Annotated in this window: 16 protein-coding genes; 14 read left to right on the forward strand and 2 right to left on the reverse strand. The window is 71.3% G+C overall.

The annotated features are described in order from the left end of the window. Nucleotides 1–65: 65 nt before the first annotated feature. A complete protein-coding gene (locus B4M60_RS12930; RefSeq protein ID WP_291084688.1) occupies nt 66–1,535 on the reverse strand; it encodes an aldehyde dehydrogenase in 1,470 nt (489 codons plus the stop codon). Between the two features lie 87 nt (nt 1,536–1,622). Here B4M60_RS12930 and B4M60_RS12935 point away from each other — a divergent pair, with 87 nt between their 5' ends. From B4M60_RS12935 to B4M60_RS12975, 9 genes are all read left to right on the forward strand, one after another. Then, entirely contained in the window at nt 1,623–2,195 is a 573-nt protein-coding gene (locus B4M60_RS12935; protein WP_291084691.1) for a TetR/AcrR family transcriptional regulator, read from the forward strand. An 8-nt stretch (nt 2,196–2,203) separates the two neighbouring features. Continuing rightward, nucleotides 2,204–3,418, forward strand: coding sequence for a cytochrome P450 (locus B4M60_RS12940; protein WP_291084693.1), 1,215 nt, complete (start codon nt 2,204–2,206; stop codon nt 3,416–3,418). After that, a complete protein-coding gene (locus B4M60_RS12945; RefSeq protein ID WP_291084696.1) occupies nt 3,415–4,209 on the forward strand; it encodes an SDR family oxidoreductase in 795 nt (264 codons plus the stop codon). The genes B4M60_RS12940 and B4M60_RS12945 overlap by 4 nt, the downstream gene beginning before the upstream one ends. An 80-nt stretch (nt 4,210–4,289) precedes the next feature. Beyond that, complete coding sequence (locus B4M60_RS12950) at nt 4,290–5,588, forward strand: cytochrome P450 (RefSeq protein WP_291084749.1); 1,299 nt, start codon at nt 4,290–4,292, stop codon at nt 5,586–5,588. Between the two features lie 17 nt (nt 5,589–5,605). Continuing rightward, nucleotides 5,606–5,824, forward strand: a complete 219-nt coding sequence (locus B4M60_RS12955; RefSeq protein ID WP_291084752.1) for a ferredoxin — start codon at nt 5,606–5,608, stop codon at nt 5,822–5,824. Nucleotides 5,825–5,829: 5 nt separating this feature from the next. Further along, nucleotides 5,830–6,405 (forward strand): nuclear transport factor 2 family protein, encoded by a 576-nt coding sequence (locus tag B4M60_RS12960; RefSeq protein ID WP_291084698.1) that lies wholly within the window; start codon nt 5,830–5,832, stop codon nt 6,403–6,405. Between the two features lie 5 nt (nt 6,406–6,410). Further along, the gene (locus B4M60_RS12965) at nt 6,411–7,694 is read left to right on the forward strand and encodes a hypothetical protein (RefSeq protein ID WP_291084700.1); all 1,284 of its coding nucleotides are present in this window, start codon (nt 6,411–6,413) and stop codon (nt 7,692–7,694) included. Between the two features lie 62 nt (nt 7,695–7,756). Beyond that, nucleotides 7,757–9,418, forward strand: coding sequence for an AMP-binding protein (locus tag B4M60_RS12970; RefSeq protein ID WP_291084703.1), 1,662 nt, complete (start codon nt 7,757–7,759; stop codon nt 9,416–9,418). Then, the gene (locus tag B4M60_RS12975; protein ID WP_291084705.1) at nt 9,415–10,296 is read left to right on the forward strand and encodes an SDR family NAD(P)-dependent oxidoreductase; all 882 of its coding nucleotides are present in this window, start codon (nt 9,415–9,417) and stop codon (nt 10,294–10,296) included. The genes B4M60_RS12970 and B4M60_RS12975 overlap by 4 nt, the downstream gene beginning before the upstream one ends. A gap of 49 nt (nt 10,297–10,345) precedes the next feature. Here the strand turns inward: B4M60_RS12975 and B4M60_RS12980 are convergent, their stop codons facing one another. Then, entirely contained in the window at nt 10,346–12,121 is a 1,776-nt protein-coding gene (locus B4M60_RS12980; RefSeq protein WP_291084708.1) for an AMP-binding protein, read from the reverse strand. Nucleotides 12,122–12,331: 210 nt separating this feature from the next. On the opposite strand from B4M60_RS12980, the gene B4M60_RS12985 reads away from it, so the two are divergent. The 5 genes from B4M60_RS12985 (at nt 12,332) to B4M60_RS13005 (ending at nt 18,439) form a co-directional block, all read left to right on the forward strand. Further along, nucleotides 12,332–13,858, forward strand: a complete 1,527-nt coding sequence (locus B4M60_RS12985; protein WP_291084711.1) for a CoA-acylating methylmalonate-semialdehyde dehydrogenase — start codon at nt 12,332–12,334, stop codon at nt 13,856–13,858. A 25-nt stretch (nt 13,859–13,883) separates the two neighbouring features. Further along, nucleotides 13,884–15,047, forward strand: coding sequence for an acyl-CoA dehydrogenase family protein (locus B4M60_RS12990; protein ID WP_291084714.1), 1,164 nt, complete (start codon nt 13,884–13,886; stop codon nt 15,045–15,047). Between the two features lies 1 nt (nt 15,048). Continuing rightward, nucleotides 15,049–15,933 carry a 3-hydroxyisobutyrate dehydrogenase gene (gene mmsB, locus B4M60_RS12995; RefSeq protein ID WP_291084717.1) on the forward strand — a complete coding sequence of 295 codons (885 nt, stop codon included), beginning with the start codon at nt 15,049–15,051 and terminating at the stop codon, nt 15,931–15,933. A 25-nt stretch (nt 15,934–15,958) separates the two neighbouring features. Next, nucleotides 15,959–16,822: a LuxR C-terminal-related transcriptional regulator gene (locus B4M60_RS13000; protein WP_291084720.1), complete on the forward strand. Its 864-nt coding sequence runs from the start codon at nt 15,959–15,961 to the stop codon at nt 16,820–16,822. Nucleotides 16,823–17,005: 183 nt separating this feature from the next. Continuing rightward, on the forward strand, nt 17,006–18,439 hold the full coding sequence (locus tag B4M60_RS13005) for an MFS transporter (protein WP_291084723.1): 1,434 nt from the start codon (nt 17,006–17,008) through the stop codon (nt 18,437–18,439). The last annotated feature ends 93 nt before the right edge of the window (nt 18,440–18,532 follow it).

Raw genomic sequence — 18,532 nt, forward strand, 5'->3', positions numbered from 1 at the left:
AAACGTCCCATGTCTGTGTGTCTGCTCTCTCTCGGTGGTGCGGTGGATGGTGCTGGTGGGCCGGGTCAGGCCGGGGTGGCCACGGCCTTGGTCTCGAGGTACTCCTCGAAGCCCTGGCGGCCCATCTCCCGGCCGATGCCGGACTGCTTGTAGCCGCCGAAGGGCACGTCGGCGCCGTACCAGATCCCGCCGTTCACGCCGAGGGTGCCGGTGCGGATGCCGGAGACCACCTTCTCGACGCGCTCGAGGTCGCTGCCCCAGACGGCGCCCGAGAGGCCGTAGGGCGAATCGTTGGCGATGCGGACCGCGTCCTCGTCCCCGTCGTGGGGGATGACCACCAGGACGGGCCCGAAGATCTCCTCCTGGGCGACGCGCGAGGAGTTGTCCAGGCCGGAGATGAGGGTGGGCTCGATGAAGTACCCCGTGGTCTTGTCCGCGGGGCGGCCGCCGCCGATCTCGATGGTGCCGCCCTCCTCCACCGCCAGGGCGATGTAGCCCTCGACCCGCTCGCGCTGGAGCTCGGAGATCAGCGGCCCGCAGAGCGTGCCGGGGTCGGTGGGGTCGCCCGGTGCGAACGCGGCCATGGCGCCCTTGGCGGACTGGACGGCCTCGTCGTACCGCTCGCGCGGCACCACCAGCCGCGTGGTGAGCGCGCAGCCCTGACCGGCGTGGGTGCACGCGTTGAGGGCGGTCATGAAGCAGGCGGCGTTCAGGTCGGCGTCGTCGAGCACCACGGCGGCGGACTTCCCGCCGAGCTCGAGGAAGACCTTCTTCAGCGTCTCCGCGGCGGCCACCATGATCTTCTTGCCGGTCGCGGTGGAGCCGGTGAACGAGACCAGGTCGACGCGGGGGTCGCTGGTCAACTGGGCGCCCACGCCGTGATCGGACGACGACACCACGTTGAGCACGCCGGCGGGGATGTCGGTCTCCTCGGCGGCGATCCGGGCCACGGCCGCGGCAATGAGCGGGGTGTCCGGCGCGGGCTTGAGGACCACGGTGCAGCCCGCGGCCAGGGCGGGGCCGATCTTGGCGAGGTTGATCTGGTTGGGGAAGTTCCACGGCGTGATGGCGCCGACCACCCCGATCGCCTCCCGCCGGGCCGAGCGGTTGGAGCGCACGCCCATCACCTCGGACTCGCCCAGCTCCTCGACCCACCGGTAGGAGTCCACGAGATCGGCCAGCCAGCCGAGGTCGGCCACGGGACCCTCGAGCTGCGGGCCGGTGGTGAACATGTGGGGCGCGCCGACCTCGGCGATCGTCAGTGCGCGCAGCTCCTCGGTGTGAGACTGGAGCGCGTCGCGCAGTTGCCGCAGGCACGAGGCGCGGAAGGCGTGGTCGGTGGACCAGGAGGTGGTGTCGAACGCCTCGCGGGCCGCGGCGATCGCGGCGTCCATGTCGGCCGCCGTACCGTCGGCGGCCCGGCCGATCAGCTCCTCGGTGGCCGGGTTGAGGACGTCGAACGTGGCGCCCCCGGACGCGGGGCGCAGCTCGCCGCCGATGAGGAGCGGTGCGGTGTCGGTGGTGCTCGCGGTCACGGGGAGCCTTCCGTCGGGGTGGGGACGTCGAGGTGGGTGGACAACTGTCTAGACGATAGTCCGGCGGGTGGTGTACTGTCCAGACACATGTCCAGTGACGTTCGGTTCGAATCGACCAGGCGGCGCCTCAACGGCCAGCAGGCGGAGACCGTCGACCGCCTGACCAGCGCCGCCGTGGAGGTCCTGCGTGAGAAGGGGCCGGGCGGCCTGGCCGTCCGCGCCGTGGCGTCGCGGGCCGGCGTCGCGCCGGCGACCGCCTACACCTACTTCTCCTCCAAGGGGCACCTCATCGCGGAGGTGTTCTGGCGCCGGCTGGACGACCACGTCACCGAGCCCGCCGCGGGCGGCACCACCGTCGACAGGGTGGTCGCGGTCCTGCGGGACGTCGCGCTCCTGCTGGCGGACGAGCCCGAACTGTCCTCCGCGGTCACCGCCGCCCTGTTGGGCGACGACCCGGAGGTCTCCCACCTGCGCGTCCGGATCGGCGCCGACATCCGTCGCCGCCTGGTGGACGCGCTGGGGGAGGAGAACGACGACGAGGTGGTCGGCGCCCTGGAGATGGTCTACGCCGGGGCGCTCGTCAGGGCGGGCATGGGCTACGGCTCGTACTCCGACATGGCCGACGCGATCGAATCCGCCGCACGACTGATACTGAGGTGACCCCGGACATGACCACCGCGACCCAGGCCCCGCTCGTGTTCAGCCCGTACGACTACGCCGTGCACGAGGATCCGTATCCCCTCTACGCCCGCCTGCGCTCCGAGGCGCCGGTGTACCACAACCCGGACCTGGGCTTCTGGGCGCTGAGCCGGCACGCGGACGTCCGGGAGGCGTTCCGCGCCCCGGACGTGTTCTCCAACGCGATGGGCGTCTCGCTCGACCCGGCCGCGTACGGCCCGCACGCGTACAAGACCATGTCCTTCCTCGCGATGGACGATCCCCGCCACGCCCGCCTGCGCAAGCTGGTGAGCAAGGGGTTCACCGCCCGCCGCGTGGACGCGCTCACGGAGGGGATCGAGGCGATCTCCCGGCAGCACTGGGACGAGTGCCTGGCCAGGTCCCGGGACGGGGAGGCGTTCGACTTCGTCGACGACTACGCCGGCAAGCTCCCGATGGACGTCATCTCCGACCTCATGGGCGTCCCCGAGGCCGACCGGGCGGAGCTGCGCAGGCTCGCCGACCTCGTCATGCACCGCGAGGAGGGCGTGCAGGACGTGCCGCAGGACGCGATGGTCGCCGCGCTCGACCTCATCACCTACTACCAGGGGATGGTCGCCGAGCGTCGCAGGTCCCGCACCGGCGACCTCACCTCCGCCCTGCTCGACGCGGAGATCGACGGGGAACGCCTGGACGAGGACGAGATCCTGTCCTTCCTGTTCCTCATGGTGGTCGCCGGCAACGAGACCACCACCAAGCTCCTCGCCAACGCCCTGTACTGGGGCCACGAGTACACGGACCAGTCCCGGGCGGTGATCGACGACCCCGACCTGGTGCCCGCGTGGGTCGAGGAGACCCTGCGCTTCGACACCTCCAGTCAGCTGGTGCTGCGGACCACGACCCGGGACGTCACCGTCCGCGACGTGACGATCCCCGCGGACCACAAGGTCCTGCTCCTGATCGGGTCGGCCAACCGCGACGAGGAGGTGTTCCCCGACGGCGACACCTTCGACCTGGCCCGCGACACCGCGGCGAGCCTGAGCTTCGGCCAGGGTCCCCACTTCTGCCTGGGCGCGCACCTCGCCCGGCTGGAGGGCCGCGTCGCCCTGGACATGATCGCCCGCTCCGTGTCGGACTACGAGCTCCTCCCCGGCGCCGAGCGCGTGCACTCCTCCAACGTCCGTGGGTTCGCCCACCTCCCGATGCGAGTCGAGGTCCGAGGATGAGCCTGAGGTTCCCCGCGCAGCGGGACGTCGGCGACAGGCCCGCGCTGGTCACCGGTGCGTCGTCGGGTATCGGTCGGGCGTCCGCGGAGGCGCTGGCCGCCCTCGGCCACCCCGTCGTGGTGGGAGCCCGCCGGGCGGACCGCCTCGACGAGCTGGTCGGCCGGATCCGCGACGCCGGGGGGGAGGCCACCGCCCACCCCGTCGACGTGACCAGCTCCGACTCCGTCACCGAGTTCGTCGCCGCGGCGGGCCGGGCGTACGGGCCGCCCGAGGTCCTGGTCTCCAGCGCCGGCACCCTGACCATGGCCCGGGTCTGGGAGATGGACCCGGACGACTTCGCCTCCCAGATCGACATCCACCTGCTCTCCGTGCAGAGGCTGCTCCACGCCGTGATCCCCGGGATGGTCGAGCGTCGCCGGGGGGACGTGGTGCTCATCGGCTCCGACGTCGCGTACACCGCCCGCCCCCGCTCCGGCGCGTACGTCGCCGCCAAGGCCGGACTGGAGCGGATGGCCCACCAGGCGCGCAAGGAGCTGGAGGGCACGGGCATCCGGCTCGGTGTGGTCCGCCCCGGACCGGTGATGACCGAGATGGGGACCGAATTCGATCCCGAGACGGCCGAGGCCGTCATCAACGACTGGGTCAAGCACGGACTCGGCCGCCACCCGCGGATGTGCAAGCCCGCCGACCTCGCCCGGGGGGTCACCGCCATGGTGTCGATGCCCCGCGGCGCCCAGATCACCGAGCTGGAGATCCAGCCGGAGGCCCCCATCGAGGAGGACTACTCGTGACCGGTACCGACATCCCCACCGATCTCTCCGAACTGAGAGAACCCGAGAGGGTCTCCGGTGGCGAGGGCGAGCTCGGCCACATGGACGAGCTCCGCACCGACCCGATCGGCCTGTTCTGGCGGGTGCGCGAGGAGTGCGGCGACCTGGGGATCTTCCGGATCGCCGACCGTGACATCTGCCTGGCCTCGGGCGCGGCCGCCAACGAGGCCTTCTTCCGCGCCCCCGACGAGTCGCTCGACCAGGCCGCCGCCTACCCCTTCATGACCCCGGTGTTCGGCGAGGGCGTGGTGTTCGACGCCAGCCCCGAGCGCCGCTCGGAGATGCTGCACAACCAGGCGCTGCGCGGCGAGCACATGCGCCAGCACGCCGTCACCATCCCGCGCGAGGTCCGGCGCATGGTGGCCGAGTGGGGGGACGAGGGCGAGATCGACCTGCTCGAGTGGTTCTCCGAGCTCACCATCTACACCTCCTCCGCGTGCCTGATCGGCCCGAAGTTCCGGGAGGAGCTCGACGCCCGGTTCGCGCACCTGTACCACGACCTCGAACAGGGCACCGACCCCCACGCGTACATCGACGCCTACGCCGACATCCCCGCCTTCCGGAAGCGCGACGCCGCCCGTGCCGGACTGGTCGAGCTGGTCTCGGAGATCATGGACGCGCGGATCGCCCACCCGCCGGCGGACAAGGAGGACCGGGACCTGCTCGACGTGCTGGTCTCGGTGCGGAACGAGGACGGCACCCACCGCTTCACCCCGGACGAGGTCACCGGCATCTTCATCTCGATGATGTTCGCCGGCCACCACACCACCTCCGGCACGAGCGCGTGGATGCTCATCGAGCTGCTCAAGCACCGGGACTACCTGGCCGAGGTCGTGGCCGAGCTCGACGAGGTCTACGCGGACGGCGCCGAGTACAGCTTCGGTGCCCTGCGGCAGATGCCCAAGGTGGAGAACGCGCTCAAGGAGACGTTGCGGCTGCACCCGCCGCTCATCATCCTCATGCGCGTCGCCCAGGAGGAGGTGAAGATCGGCGACCACGTCGTCCACGCCGGCCAGACCGTCGCCGCGTCGCCGGCCGTGTCCAACAGGCTCCCCGAGGACTTCCCCGACGCCGACGCCTTCGACCCGGACCGCTACGCGGAGCCGCGCCAGGAGGACATCGTCAACCGGTGGACGTGGATCCCCTTCGGCGCCGGCCGTCACCGCTGCGTGGGTGCCGCGTTCGCCCAGCTGCAGATCAAGGCCATCTTCTCGATCCTGCTCCGCGAGTTCGAGTTCGAGCTGGCGCAGCCCGCGGAGAGCTACCACAACGACCACTCGAAGATGGTCGTCCAGCTGGCCCAGCCGTGCAAGGTCCGCTACCGCCGGAGGCGGAGCTGATGGCCGAGCCGACGCCGATGCGAGTCGAGGTGGACTTCGATCTCTGCCAGGGGCACGCCGAGTGCCAGGCCGAGGCCCCCGAGTGGTTCACCGTGGGCAAGGGCCCCGAGGCCAAGGTCCGCGCCCGGCGCGGCGCGATCCCGGACGACCACCTCGAGGCCGTCAGGGCCGCGGTGAAGTACTGCCCGACCCAGGCACTCCGCCTGGTCCACGACGATGCAAACCCACAGGAGTGAGTGACGTGACCCGATACGACCGTGCCGAGATCGCCGAGTTCGTGCAGCGCTGGGTGGAGGCCAACGCGGAGTGCGAGCGCAACAAGGACTGGACGCCGCTGGCCGATTTCTATGCCGAGGACGCCACGTACGGCTGGAACTACGGGACCAAGGACGACTTCATGGCCGTCGGCCGTGACGAGATCCGTGACGTCGCGCTGGGCCAGGAGATGGCCGGGCTCGACGGCTGGGAGTACCCCTACATCCGGACCATCATCGACCCCGAGACGGGCGACGTGCTGTGCCTGTGGAAGCAGATCGCCCGGGACACCGTCGACCCCGCGACCGGCGAGCCCTACGAGGTGCACGGGCTCGGCGGCTCCTGGTTCCTCTACAACGGGAACGGGCAGTGGGCGTGGCACCGGGACTTCTTCGACTTCGGCAACGTGGTGGACCTGTTCATGCGGATGTACGAGGCCGACGCGCTCACCGACTCCATGAAGAAGCGGTTCGAGGCGGCCGGCGACAAGCCGGCGGGCTGGTACCGGATCGAGGACAGCCCGGCACCGCTCTGGCCGGTCTCCGGACCGGACGAGGTCTGATCCCGGTGCCCGCCGCCGGCCCGACCGGGTCCCACGATCCGCTCGACTCCCTCGGTCACGCCACCCTCGCCCGCCTGGTGCCCGAACTGCTGCTCATCGGCCAGCTCATCGACCGCGCCGGGATGCCCGCCCTGCTCGGGGAGTTCGGCGTGGACGGGATGCGGGACGTCGCGATCGAGGAATGGCAGGCGGCGAGCCCGCACTACACCCGACGCATGAAGACGGCGCTGGGGATCACCGGCGACGGTGTGGCCGAGATATTCAAGGGCTTCCAGCTGGACGTGGGCGCGCCGCCGGAGTTCATGGATTTCCGGTACGGGGTGACCGACCACGACCACGGCGAGTTCTGGCTGGACCACTGCGGCGCGCTCATGGACGTCGAGCCCATGGGGGACCGGCTGGTGACCACGATGTGTCACGACATCGAGGACCCCACCTTCCCCGCCACCGCGCTGGCCACCAACCCGCGCGCGGTGGTCGAGCCGATCCACCGCCCACCGCGCAGTCCCGAGGGCCGGACCCCGCACTGTCACTGGACGGTGCGGATCGACCCCGACGCCGAGCCGGCCACGCTCCCGGGCCCGGCGGTCGAGGCGGCGTCGAGCCGGCTCATCGGCTTCCGCTTCGCCCCGCCCGCCCCCGGTGACACCGCTGGCCAGGGGGCGCTCGACGACTACGCCGGCCCCCTGCTGACCGACCTGGTGTTCTCGGACTTCACCTCGGCCGCGCTCATCCGGATCCTGCGCGAGGTCTACCTCCAGATGCACCTCCTCGCGGTGGGCTTCCACCAGTCGGTGCGGCGGCGCTCGGACGCCGAGACGGCCGATCGCCTGCTGGCCTACCAGGCCACCGGCATCGCCGGCGTCGCCGCCGGGCGGCTCCGGGACGCGCTCGGTGCGGACGGCGGCGCGCGCGGGCTCGAGAGGGTCCTCGCCGTGCACCCCCTGGCGGGACCCGCCGCGTACACCGGCTTCTCCTCGGAGGTCTCGGCGGACGGCGCGTCGCTCGCCGTCAGGTGGGACACGCGCGCGGACGGCTTCGCCGACGACACCTGGCTCCCGCTGCTCGCCCGGGACGGGTTGCGTCCGCTGGCCGCGGCGGCGCAGGCCGTCGACCCGCGCTGGACCGTGGAACGCGTCCCCTCCGACGGCTCCGGGGTGGAGGCGGTGCTGCGCCTGGGCGACGAGCCGGCGAGGGAGTCCGACGAGGTGGCCGTGACCCGGATCAGCACCGGCGCGGCGTTCACCTTCGGCCCCACCCGCACCCCGCTGCCCATCACCCCGGTCTGACAGCAGCCCGTCCGAGATCGACCCGACCGGGATCGATCGAGCCCCGTCCCGGAGGACACCGCATGGCACACAACCTGGCCGACCTCTTCGAACACGCCGCCGACGTCTACGGCGACGACCGACTCGCCGTGGTGGAGGACGAGCGCCGGCTCACCTACGCCGACCTCGAGGCCGAGGCCAACCGCTGGGCCGACGCGCTGTCCTCGCTCGGGGTGGGGGCCGGCGACCACGTGGGCGTGCACCTGCGCAACGGCGTCGACTGCATGGCGCTCATCCTGGGCGTGCTCAAGCTCCGGGCGGTGACCGTGAGCATCAACTACCGCTACTCGGGGCCGGAACTGCGCTACCTCTACGACTACTCGGACACCAGCGTCCTGGTCTTCCACCGCGAGTTCGGCGCGGCGGTGACCGACGCCGTGCGGGGGCTCGACGCCCTCCGGCACACCATCGTGGTGGAGGACGGCTCCGGCGTCGACCCGCTGCCGGAGGGGACCCTCGAGGCGCGGGGGATCCTCGACGCCGCCTCCGCCGAGCGACCGGCGGTGGAGCGCAGCGCCGACGACCTCTACCTGGTCTTCACCGGCGGGACCACGGGCAAACCCAAGGGCGTGATGTGGCGCCAGGAGGACCTGTGGCGGAGCCTCGGTGGCGGCTCCGACTACACCACCGGCGAGCCGGTGCCCGACGAGTACCACCAGTCCCGGTCCGGCCTCGGCGGCGACCCCCTGCGCTACCTCATCCTGCTCCCGCTCATCCACACCTCGGGCATCATGCCGAGCTTCACCGGGCTGTTCGCCGGCGGAACGATGCACTACCTCCCGCACTTCAGGGCGGACGAGGCGCTGGAGGAGATCCGGAGCGAGCGGATCCAGGTGGCGGTGGTGGCCGGCGACGCCATGGTCCGGCCGCTGGTGGAGCGGATGCGGCAGACCGGTGCCGACACCTCGAGCATGTTCATGATCTCGTCCGGGGCCGCGTTGTTCTCGCCCTCGGTCAAGGCGGACCTGCTGGGGCTGCGGCCCGACCTCATGATCATGGACGCCTTCGGCTCCTCCGAGAGCGGCTTCGGCGGACTGGGCGTGGTGACCAAGGCGAACCTCGACGACGGCTCCCTGTTCGCCGACCACGGACCCCGGATCCCGCGCGGCACCACCCTCCAGCTGGTGGACGACCTCGACGACCCCCTGCCCGACGACTCCGGCGAGATCGGGTGGATCGTCAAGAGCGGGTACCAGCCCGGCGGCTACTACAAGGACGAGGCCAAGACCGCCGAGACCTTCCGGGAGATCGCCGGGAGCCGGCGGGTGTTCACCGGCGACCGCGGGCGCTATGACGGCCCGGACACGATCATCATGCTCGGCCGGGCCAGCCAGGTCATCAACTCCGGTGGCGAGAAGATCTTCGCCGAGGAGGTCGAGGCCGCGCTCAAGGCCGTGGACGGGATCGAGGACGCCGTGGTCCTGGGGGTCCCCGACGAGCGCTTCGGGCACCGCGTCGGCGCGGTGGTCCAGTGGGCGGACGGGTACCCCGCCGACGGGGGCGCGGGTCACCTCGAGGCGGTGGGCACCGCCCTGCGCGGGCACCTGGCCGGCTTCAAGATCCCCGTGGCGTACTGGGTGGTCGACGAGGTCGAGCGGCACCCCAGCAGCAAGACCGACTACGGGTGGGCGCGCCGCCTGGTCGCGGACAGGTCGCCCGACCACGACCGGCGCGCCACCGCGTGACGGGCCTGCGGCTCGACGGCCGGGCCTTTGCCGTCACCGGGTCCTCCCGCGGCATCGGCGCGGCCGTCGCCGGCGACCTGGCCGCCCGTGGGGCGGACGTGGTGCTCAACGGGCGCGACGAGCGGGCGCTGGAGCGCCGGGTCGCCGAGCTCTCCGCCCGATCCGACGGGCGGGTCGTGGGGATCCCCGGATCGGCCCACCAACCCGCGGTCGCCGAGGCCCTGCTCGAGGCGGCGGCGGCCGGCGGCTCGGAGGTGGCCGGCCTCATCACGTGCGCCGGGGTGGCCGAGCCCGCGGGCTCGTCGATCCTCACCGTGTCCCACGAGGAGTTCGCCGACCTCATGGACGCCCACCTCGGGTCCGTGTTCGCCACCTGCCGCGTCTTCGCGCCGCACTTCGCGGCCGCCGGGGCGGGGGCGATCGTCACCACGTCGTCGTTCGCGTGGAAGGGCGACTACGGCGGCACCGGATACCCCGCGGGCAAGGGCGCGGTCACCTCGCTCACCCTGGCGATCGCCGCCGAGCTCGCCGAGCACGGGGTGCGCGCCAACGTCGTGTGCCCCGGCGCGCGGACCAGGTTGTCGAGTGGCCCCGACTACGACGAGCAGATCCGCGAGCTGGGGCGCAGGGGGATGCTCGACGAGCTGACCGTGGCCGGCGCGCTGGACCCCGCGGGGCCCGAGTACGTGGCACCCCTCTACACCTATCTCGTCTCCGACCTCGCGGACGGCGTCACCGGCGGGGTCTTCGCCGGATCCGGCGGGTTCATCGGGCGCTTCCCGGCGCCGGACGCGCAGATCCTGGCCTACCGCGACTTCCACGCGAGCCCGCCGTGGACCCCCGAGGAGATCGACGGGATGGTGCGGTCCGGCCGGTGACCGCGGGCCTCAGGGCCACGGTCCACCCGGCGGAGGGCTCTGAACGCCCTCAGCGCAGCGCCTCCTCGCGGAACTCGCCGGGGAAGTCCACGGACGGGCCGTTCGCGGACTCGCCCCGGCGCAGTTCCACGCGGCGGATCTTGCCCGAGATGGTCTTGGGCAGGTCGGTGAACTGGATCCGCCGGACCCGCTTGTACCCGGCCAGGTGCGTGCGCGAGTACTCGAAGATCTGGCGTGCCGTCTCCTCCGTCGGCTCCCACCCGCCGGCCAGGACGATGAACGCCTTGGGCACGCTCAGCCGCACCGGATCGGGGGAGGGCACGACCGCCGCCTCGGCGACCGCCGGGTGTTCCAGCAGCACCGATTCCAGCTCGAACGGCGAGATCCGGTAGTCGGAGGACTTGAACACGTCGTCGGTCCGGCCGACGTAGGTGATGTAGCCCTCGGAGTCCCGCGAGCCCACGTCGCCGGTGTGGTAGAAACCGTCGGCGTAGGCGGCGTCCGTGCGCTCGGCGTCGCCGTGGTAGCCGACCATCAGTCCGAGCGGGCGGGGGTCCAACCGCAGGCAGATCTCGCCCTCGGCCCCGTCGCCGGTGACCTCCTGCCCGGTGGCCGGATCGACCAGGGCCACGTCGAATCCGGGGCAGGGGCGGCCCATCGAGCCGTCCTTGATGGGTTGGCCGGGGGTGTTGGCGATCTGCACGGTGGTCTCGGTCTGGCCGAAGCCGTCGCGGATCGTCACGCCCCACGCGTTGCGGACCCGGCCGATCACCTCGGGGTTGAGCGGCTCGCCGGCGCCCACCGCCAGGCGGGGCGGGGTCCGGAGCTGGGTGAGGTCGGCCTGGATGAGCATCCGCCACACGGTGGGCGGGCAGCACAGGCTGGTCACCCCGCAGCGGTCCATCTCGCGCATCATCGCCGTGGCGTCGAAGCGCGAGTAGTTGTAGAGGAACACGCAGGAGCCGGCGATCCACGGCGCGAACACGTTGGACCAGGCGTGCTTGGCCCACCCGGGGGACGACACGTTGAGGTGGATGTCGCCCGGCTGGAGACCGATCCAGTACATGGTCGACAGGTGACCCGCCGGGTAGGACGCGTGCGTGTGCTCGACGAGCTTGGGCTTGCTGGTGGTCCCGGAGGTGAAGTAGAGCAGCAGCGTGTCGTCGGCGCGGGTGGTGTGGCTCGGCTCGAAGTCGGGGGAGGCGTCCATGGCCGCCGCGAGGTCCGTCCAGCCGTCCGCGGCTCCGCCGACGGTCGTCGACTGCGCGGCTCCGCCGACGGTTGTCGCCTGCGCGGCTCCGCCGACGGAGATCCGCTGGTAGTCGCCCGAGATCGTGGCGAAGCGCCCGGTGAGCTCGGCGCGGGCGATGACGTGCCTGATCCCGCCGCGGGCGATGCGGTCGCGGAGGTCGCCCTCGGCCAGCAGCGTGGTGGCGGGGATGACCACGGCGCCGAGCTTGATCACCGCCAGCATCACGTCCCACAACTCGACCTGGTTGGCCAGCATGAGCAGGATCCGGTCCCCGGGGCCGACTCCGTGGTCGCGCAGCCAGTTGGCGGTCCGGTCGGAGCGGATCCGCATCTCGTCGAACGAGTACCTGGCCTCGGTCGGGGCCTCGCCGCCGTCGTTCTCCTCGACGATCCACAGCGCGGGGTCGGGGTTGCCCTCGGCCTGGACGTCGAACCAGTTCAGCGCCCAGTTCCACTCGTCGAGCTCCGGCCACGCGAACCCGGCCCGCGCGGCGGCGTAGTCCCCGGCGTTGGCCTGGAGGAAGTCGCGAGCGGTGCGGAACCGGGTGGTGGCGTCGGTGTCGAGCGGGGCCATGGAGTCTCCTGACAGCGGGCGGGGCAGAGTGAGTCAGCTCACAGTATGGGGAGCGCGGGGGGGCGCGGTACACCCGAAAGGGGATGGACGGGGGCGGACCCGGCGCCGGGCCTGGATTACTAGGAGTTGCAAGTATAGGGTGATGGCCATCACGGGAGCGGTGGCACGCGGTCATCCCAGGACCGTGGCCCCTACAACGAAGGGAAGTCCATGTCGGACCTCAGGCAGATCGAGCACTTCATCAACGGAAAGCGGGTCGCCGCGACGGGCGGGCGCACCCAGGAGGTGCTCAACCCGAGCACGGGCACGGCGCAGGCCGTGGTGCCGCTGGCCTCCGCCGCCGAGGTGGACGCCGTGATCGCCAAGGCCGCCGCCGCGCAGAAGGCCTGGGCCGCGCAGAACCCGCAGAAGCGCGCCCGCGTGCTCATGCGCTTCGTGGACCTGGTCAACCAGAACATGGACGAGCTGGCCGAGCTGCTCGCGATCGAGCACGGCAAGACCACCCCGGACGCGAAGGGCGACATCCAGCGCGGCCTCGAGGTGGTGGAGTTCGCGATCGGCATCCCGCACCTGCTCAAGGGCGAGTTCACCGAGAACGCCGGCACCGGCGTCGACGTCTACTCCATGCGCCAGCCCCTGGGCGTGGTCGCCGGCATCACCCCGTTCAACTTCCCGGCCATGATCCCGCTGTGGAAGGCCGGCCCCGCCATCGCGTGCGGCAACGCCTTCGTCCTCAAGCCCTCCGAGCGCGATCCCTCGGTGCCGGTGCGCCTGGCCGAGCTCTTCACCGAGGCGGGCCTGCCGGACGGCATCTTCCAGGTCGTGCACGGTGACAAGGAGGCGGTGGACGCCATCCTGCACAGCGACACGATCCGCGCCGTCGGCTTTGTCGGCTCGACGCCCATCGCGCAGTACATCTACGAGACCGCGGCCAAGAACGGCAAGCGCGCCCAGTGCTTCGGCGGCGCCAAGAACCACGCGATCATCATGCCGGACGCGGACATGGACCAGGTCGCTGACGCCCTGGTCGGGGCCGGTTTCGGCTCGGCCGGTGAGCGCTGCATGGCGATCTCGGTGGCCGTCCCGGTCGGCGAGGGCACGGCCGAGAAGCTGCTCGAGAAGCTCCTGCCCAAGGTCAAGGCCCTCAAGGTGGGCCACAGCCACGACCCGCAGTCCGACTACGGCCCGCTGGTGACCCCCGAGTCCAAGGCCCGCGTGCTGGACTACATCGACCAGGGCGAGAAGGCCGGTGCGGACCTCCTCGTCGACGGTCGCGGCGTGGGCGCCTACACGGACAGCTTCAACGGCGAGGACATCTCCGGGGGCTACTACGTCGGCCCCACGCTGATGGACAAGGTCACCCCGGACATGAGCGTCTACACCGACGAGATCTTCGGGCCCGTCCTCGTGGTGGTCCACGCCACCGACTTCGAGGACGCCCTGCGGCTGCCGAACGACCACGAGTACGGCAACGGCGTGGCCATCTTCACCCGCGACGGCGACGCCGCCCGCGAGTTCGTCTCCCGCGTCGAGGTGGGCATGGTCGGCGTCAACGTGCCGATCCCGGTGCCGATCGCGTACCACACCTTCGGCGGCTGGAAGAAGTCCGGCTTCGGCGACCTCAACCAGCACGGCCCGGAGTCGATCAAGTTCTACTCCAAGGTCAAGACGGTCACGCAGCGCTGGCCCTCCGGCATCAAGGACGGCGCCGAGTTCGTCATCCCCACGATGGACTGACCGGACACCGTAGGAGAGGCACACCATGTTCACCCTTGATGACGACGACAAGGTCATCGTCGACACCGCCCGCGACTTCGCGGTCAAGCGGATCGCGCCCAAGGCCCAGGAGTGGGACGAGACCCATCACTTCCCCAAGGACGTCCTGCGCGAGGCCGCGGAGATGGGCATGGGCGCCATCTACGTCTCGGAGGACGTCGGCGGCAGCGGCATGCGTCGGCTGGACGGGGTCCGGATCTTCGAGCAGCTGGCGCGGGGGTGTCCGGCCGTGGCCGCCTACCTGTCGATCCACAACATGTGCGCGTGGATGATCGACGAGTTCGGCACCGACGAGCAGCGGCACCGGTGGATCCCGAGGCTCGCGACCCTGGAGCACTTCGCCAGCTACTGCCTCACCGAGCCGGGTGCCGGATCGGATGCGGCGGCGCTGCGGACGAAGGCCGTGCGTGAGGGGGACGAGTACGTCCTCACCGGCACCAAGCAGTTCATCTCGGGCGGCGGTCAGTCGGACGTCTACGTGGTGATGGCCCGCACCGGTGACGCCGGCCCCAAGGGGATCTCGGCGTTCATCGTGCCCGCGGACTCCGAGGGCCTGAGCTTCGGCCCGAACGAGCAGAAGATGGGGTGGAACGCCCAGCCCACCGCGCAGGTGATCATGGAGGGGGTGCGGGTCCCGGCGGCCAATCTCATCGGCGGCGCGGACACCGGCGGCGAGGGGCTCGGGTTCACCATCGCCATGCGGGGCCTCAACGGCGGGCGGATCAACATCGCCGCCTGTTCGCTCGGCGGTGCCCAGAACGCGTACTCCCGGGCCGTGGCCCACCTGCGCGACAGGGAGGCGTTCGGCGGTGCCCTGATCGACGAGCCCACCATCCGGTTCACGCTCGCGGAGATGGCCACCGAGCTGGAGGCGAGCCGCCTCATGCTGTGGCGGGCCGCGGCGTCGCTGGACGCCAAGGAGCCGGACCACGTGGAGCAGTGCGCCATGGCCAAGCTCTTCGTCACCGACCGCTGTTACGACGTCGCGGACAGGGCGCTGCAGCTGTTCGGCGGGTACGGGTACCTGGCCGAATACGGAATAGAGAAGATCGTGCGGGATCTCCGGGTGCACCGCATCCTGGAGGGGACGAATGAGATCATGCGCGTGGTCGTCGGCCGGGCCGTCGCCGCGCGCGGACTGGGAGCGTGAGATGACCACCATTGCTTTTCTGGGACTCGGCAACATGGGCGGGCCCATGGCCGCCAACCTGGTGGGCGCCGGGCACGACGTCCGCGGCTTCGACCCGGTCGAGGCGGCGCAGGACGCGGCCCGGACCGCCGGGATCACCGTGTGCGACTCGCCCGCCGAGGCGGTCCGCGGGGCGGGTGTGGTCATCACGATGCTGCCCAACGGCGCGCTGGTGACCTCGACCTACGAGCAGGTGCTCGGCGTGGCGGGGGAGGGGACGCTGTTCATCGACTCCTCCACCATCTCGGTCGAGGACGCCCGGGCCGTCCACGCCACGGCGGTGGCGGCGGGGATGCTCCAGGTCGACGCCCCCGTCTCGGGCGGCGTCAAGGGCGCCACGGCCGGGACGCTGGCGTTCATGGTCGGCGGGGAGGACCAGGCGTTCGCCGCCGCGCAGCCCGTTCTCGAGCCCATGGCGGGCAAGATCATCCACTGCGGCGGACCGGGCGCCGGCCAGGCCGCCAAGGTCTGCAACAACATGGTCCTGGCGGTCCACCAGATCGCGATCGGCGAGGCGTTCGTGCTCGCCGAGCGGCTGGGCCTCGAGCACCAGGCCCTGTTCGACGTGGTCACCGGTGCCACCGGCAACAGTTGGGCGCTCCACACCAACTGCCCGGTCCCCGGCCCCGTCCCCACGTCGCCGGCGAACAACGACTTCACGCCGGGCTTCGCCACCGCTCTCATGAACAAGGACCTCGGGCTCGCGCTCTCGGCCCTGGAGAGCACCGGCACCGTCGCCCCGCTCGGCGCCGCGGCGGCGGCCCTGTACGACGAGTTCGCGAAGGACAACGGCGGCAGGGACTTCAGTGCCATCATCACCAGTATCCGCGACTCCTCGCGGGGCTGACCCACTCCACTCTCGGGAGACCGCCATGCACACCCTCCGACCCAAGGATTCCGACGCCGTCCTCAGCGCCCTGCGCAGAGCCCGGAACGACACCGGGGTCCCGATGGTCTTCGCGGGTGAGGCCGACGGTGAGACCGCCCGGCTGACCCGGTTCATCGGAGCCCGGACGGACTCCATGCAGGGGCTCGCCGTGGCCAAGGGCCGGGGCCTGGGCGGTCACGTCATGGCGACCGGCCGCCCCGCGACCGTGCGGGACTACGAGGAGTGCTCGGGCATCACCCGCGACTACGCCGACGCGGTGGAGCGCGAGGGGCTGCGGGCGATCATCTCGGTGCCCGTCATGGTGTCGGGGGTGGCGCGGACGATCCTCTACGGCTCGGCCCGCGTCGCCACCCAGCTCGGTGACCAGGTGGCCAAGACGTTCACCTCCGTCGCCGCGGAACTCGCGGCGGAGTTCCAGGTCCGCGACGAGGTGGATCGTCGGCTCCGGATGGCGGACCTCGCCGTGGCCGAGCAGGGCGGGGGACTGGAGACGGCGGACCGCGAGCAGCTCCGGGTCCTCCACGGGGAGCTGCGGGCGATCGCCGCGGAACTCGGCGACCCCGCCCTGCGGGACAGGCTCCTGGCGGCCGGGTCCGCGCTGGCCGGCGTGGGCCGGTCCCCGGCGTCCGGCGAGTCGCCGGTGCCCGCCCGGGTGGTGCTCTCGCCGCGGGAGATCGACGTCCTCGCCCAGGTGGCGCTCGGCTGCTCCAACGCCGAGGTGGGGGCGAGGCTGTCGCTCTCGCCCGAGACCATCAAGGCGTACCTGCGCAACATCGGCACCAAGTTGGGGACGAGGTCGCGGATGGAGTCCGTGGCCCGGGCGCGGTTGCTCGGCGTCCTGCCCTGACCCCGTCTGTGGCGGGTGCGCGACGGCTGACGATTTGTGTCCCAGCTCACCCCCATCCACTTTCGGGTGTATCGGGTGTGTCTGCCATCACATACTGTTCGGTCCAATCGACGTCGTGCGTCGGGAATCAACCGTTGCGCCGGACAGCACCACCGCCCGGCACCCCACGAGACTGGAGTCGTCTTGACCACCACGAACATCGAGCCCGGGGGCTCGGCGCCGCAGCCGCCGATCCCGTCCGCGGCCTCGCCTAAGACCTCTCTGAAGAAGGTCGCCGCGGCGTCCTCCATCGGCACCACCATCGAGTGGTACGACTTCTTCATCTACGGCACCGCGGCCGCGCTGGTGTTCCCCACGCTGTTCTTCCCGGGCCAGGACGCCTCGGCCGCGACCCTCTCGTCGTTCGCGACGTTCGCGGTGGCGTTCTTCGCCCGGCCCGTCGGCGCGGCGATCTTCGGCCACTTCGGCGACCGGATCGGCCGCAAGCGCACGCTGGTGTGGACGCTCATGATCATGGGCATCGCCACCGTCTTCATCGGTCTGCTGCCCGGGTACGGCACCGGGGCGTTCGGGATGTTCGAGGGCGGGATCGGCATCTGGGCCCCGACCCTGCTCGTCGTGTGTCGGTTCTTCCAGGGCTTCGCCGTCGGCGGCGAGTGGGCCGGCGCGACGCTGCTCACCGCGGAGTACGCACCGGAGGGCAAGCGCGGGATGATGGCCATGTGGCCGCAGCTTGGCGTTGCCTTCGCGTTCTTCCTCTCCTCCGGCACGTTCCTCGCCTTCTCCCTGGTCGCCGGTGACAGCTCCGCCGCGGACAGCTCGTTCATGCAGTACGGCTGGCGCATCCCGTTCCTGCTCTCCGCCGTGCTCGTCCTCATCGGCCTGTGGATCCGCATCAGCGTCGAGGAGACCCCGGTCTTCAAGCAGGACCGGGAGCGTGCGGCCAAGGACACCGCCCCCACGACCCTGCCGTTCGCGGACGCCATCCGATACCAGTGGAAGGAGATCCTCATCGCCGGTGGCGCGCTCACCTCGCTGTTCTCCCTCTTCTACATGGGCACGTCGTTCCTCACCAACTACGCCACCAAGAACCTGGAGCACACGCGGCCGTTCGTCCTCGGCATGGGCATGATCGCCGCCCTGGTCTTCGGCGCCGCGATCGCGCTGTCCGCCATGTACTCGGACCGGATCGGCCGTAAGAAGGTCATCGGCACCTCGGTCGGGCTGGCCGTGGTCTGGGCGCTGTTCGTCTTCCCGATCCTCGACACCGGTTCGCCGATCGCCTTCGCCGTGGTCCTCCTGGTGACCCTCATCATCTTCGGCATCGCCTACGGCCCGGCCGGCGCGCTGCTGCCCGAGCTGTTCCAGGCCCGCTACCGGTACACCGGCGCCGGTCTCGGCTACAACCTCGCCGGCATCCTCGGCGGCGCGCTGCCGCCGCTGGCCGCCGCCGCGATGGTCGCCAACGGGAACACGCTCGGAGTGGGCATCATGCTCTCGCTGCTGTCGGCGATGTCGATGATGTGCGTGCTCATCATGACGGAGTCGAGCAAGAACGTCATCCACGCCGACGCCGAGGTGGTCGTGGACCGGACCCTCGCCACCGAGGTCCCGTGACGGCCGACTGACCCGCAACCCGCGTCGATCTCCACTCGATCGTCGCCCACGAGCAGCCGCGCCCGGCCCCACCCGAGAGGGGGCCGGGCGCGG

Source organism: Dietzia sp. UBA5065 (genome assembly GCA_002415925.1).
Lineage (GTDB): Bacteria > Actinomycetota > Actinomycetes > Mycobacteriales > Mycobacteriaceae > Dietzia.

What these genes read in the sequence shown, in the direction of transcription:
- B4M60_RS12935 (WP_291084691.1), top strand. Translation starts at nt 1,623, where the DNA reads ATGTCCAGTGACGTTCGGTTCGAATCGACCAGGCGGCGCCTCAACGGC.
- B4M60_RS12940 (WP_291084693.1), top strand. Translation starts at nt 2,204, where the DNA reads ATGACCACCGCGACCCAGGCCCCGCTCGTGTTCAGCCCGTACGACTAC.
- B4M60_RS12945 (WP_291084696.1), top strand. Translation starts at nt 3,415, where the DNA reads ATGAGCCTGAGGTTCCCCGCGCAGCGGGACGTCGGCGACAGGCCCGCG.
- B4M60_RS12950 (WP_291084749.1), top strand. Translation starts at nt 4,290, where the DNA reads ATGGACGAGCTCCGCACCGACCCGATCGGCCTGTTCTGGCGGGTGCGC.
- B4M60_RS12955 (WP_291084752.1), top strand. Translation starts at nt 5,606, where the DNA reads ATGCGAGTCGAGGTGGACTTCGATCTCTGCCAGGGGCACGCCGAGTGC.
- B4M60_RS12970 (WP_291084703.1), top strand. Translation starts at nt 7,757, where the DNA reads ATGGCACACAACCTGGCCGACCTCTTCGAACACGCCGCCGACGTCTAC.
- B4M60_RS12980 (WP_291084708.1), bottom strand. Translation starts at nt 12,121, where the DNA reads ATGGCCCCGCTCGACACCGACGCCACCACCCGGTTCCGCACCGCTCGC.
- B4M60_RS12985 (WP_291084711.1), top strand. Translation starts at nt 12,332, where the DNA reads ATGTCGGACCTCAGGCAGATCGAGCACTTCATCAACGGAAAGCGGGTC.
- B4M60_RS12990 (WP_291084714.1), top strand. Translation starts at nt 13,884, where the DNA reads ATGTTCACCCTTGATGACGACGACAAGGTCATCGTCGACACCGCCCGC.
- mmsB (WP_291084717.1), top strand. Translation starts at nt 15,049, where the DNA reads ATGACCACCATTGCTTTTCTGGGACTCGGCAACATGGGCGGGCCCATG.
- B4M60_RS13000 (WP_291084720.1), top strand. Translation starts at nt 15,959, where the DNA reads ATGCACACCCTCCGACCCAAGGATTCCGACGCCGTCCTCAGCGCCCTG.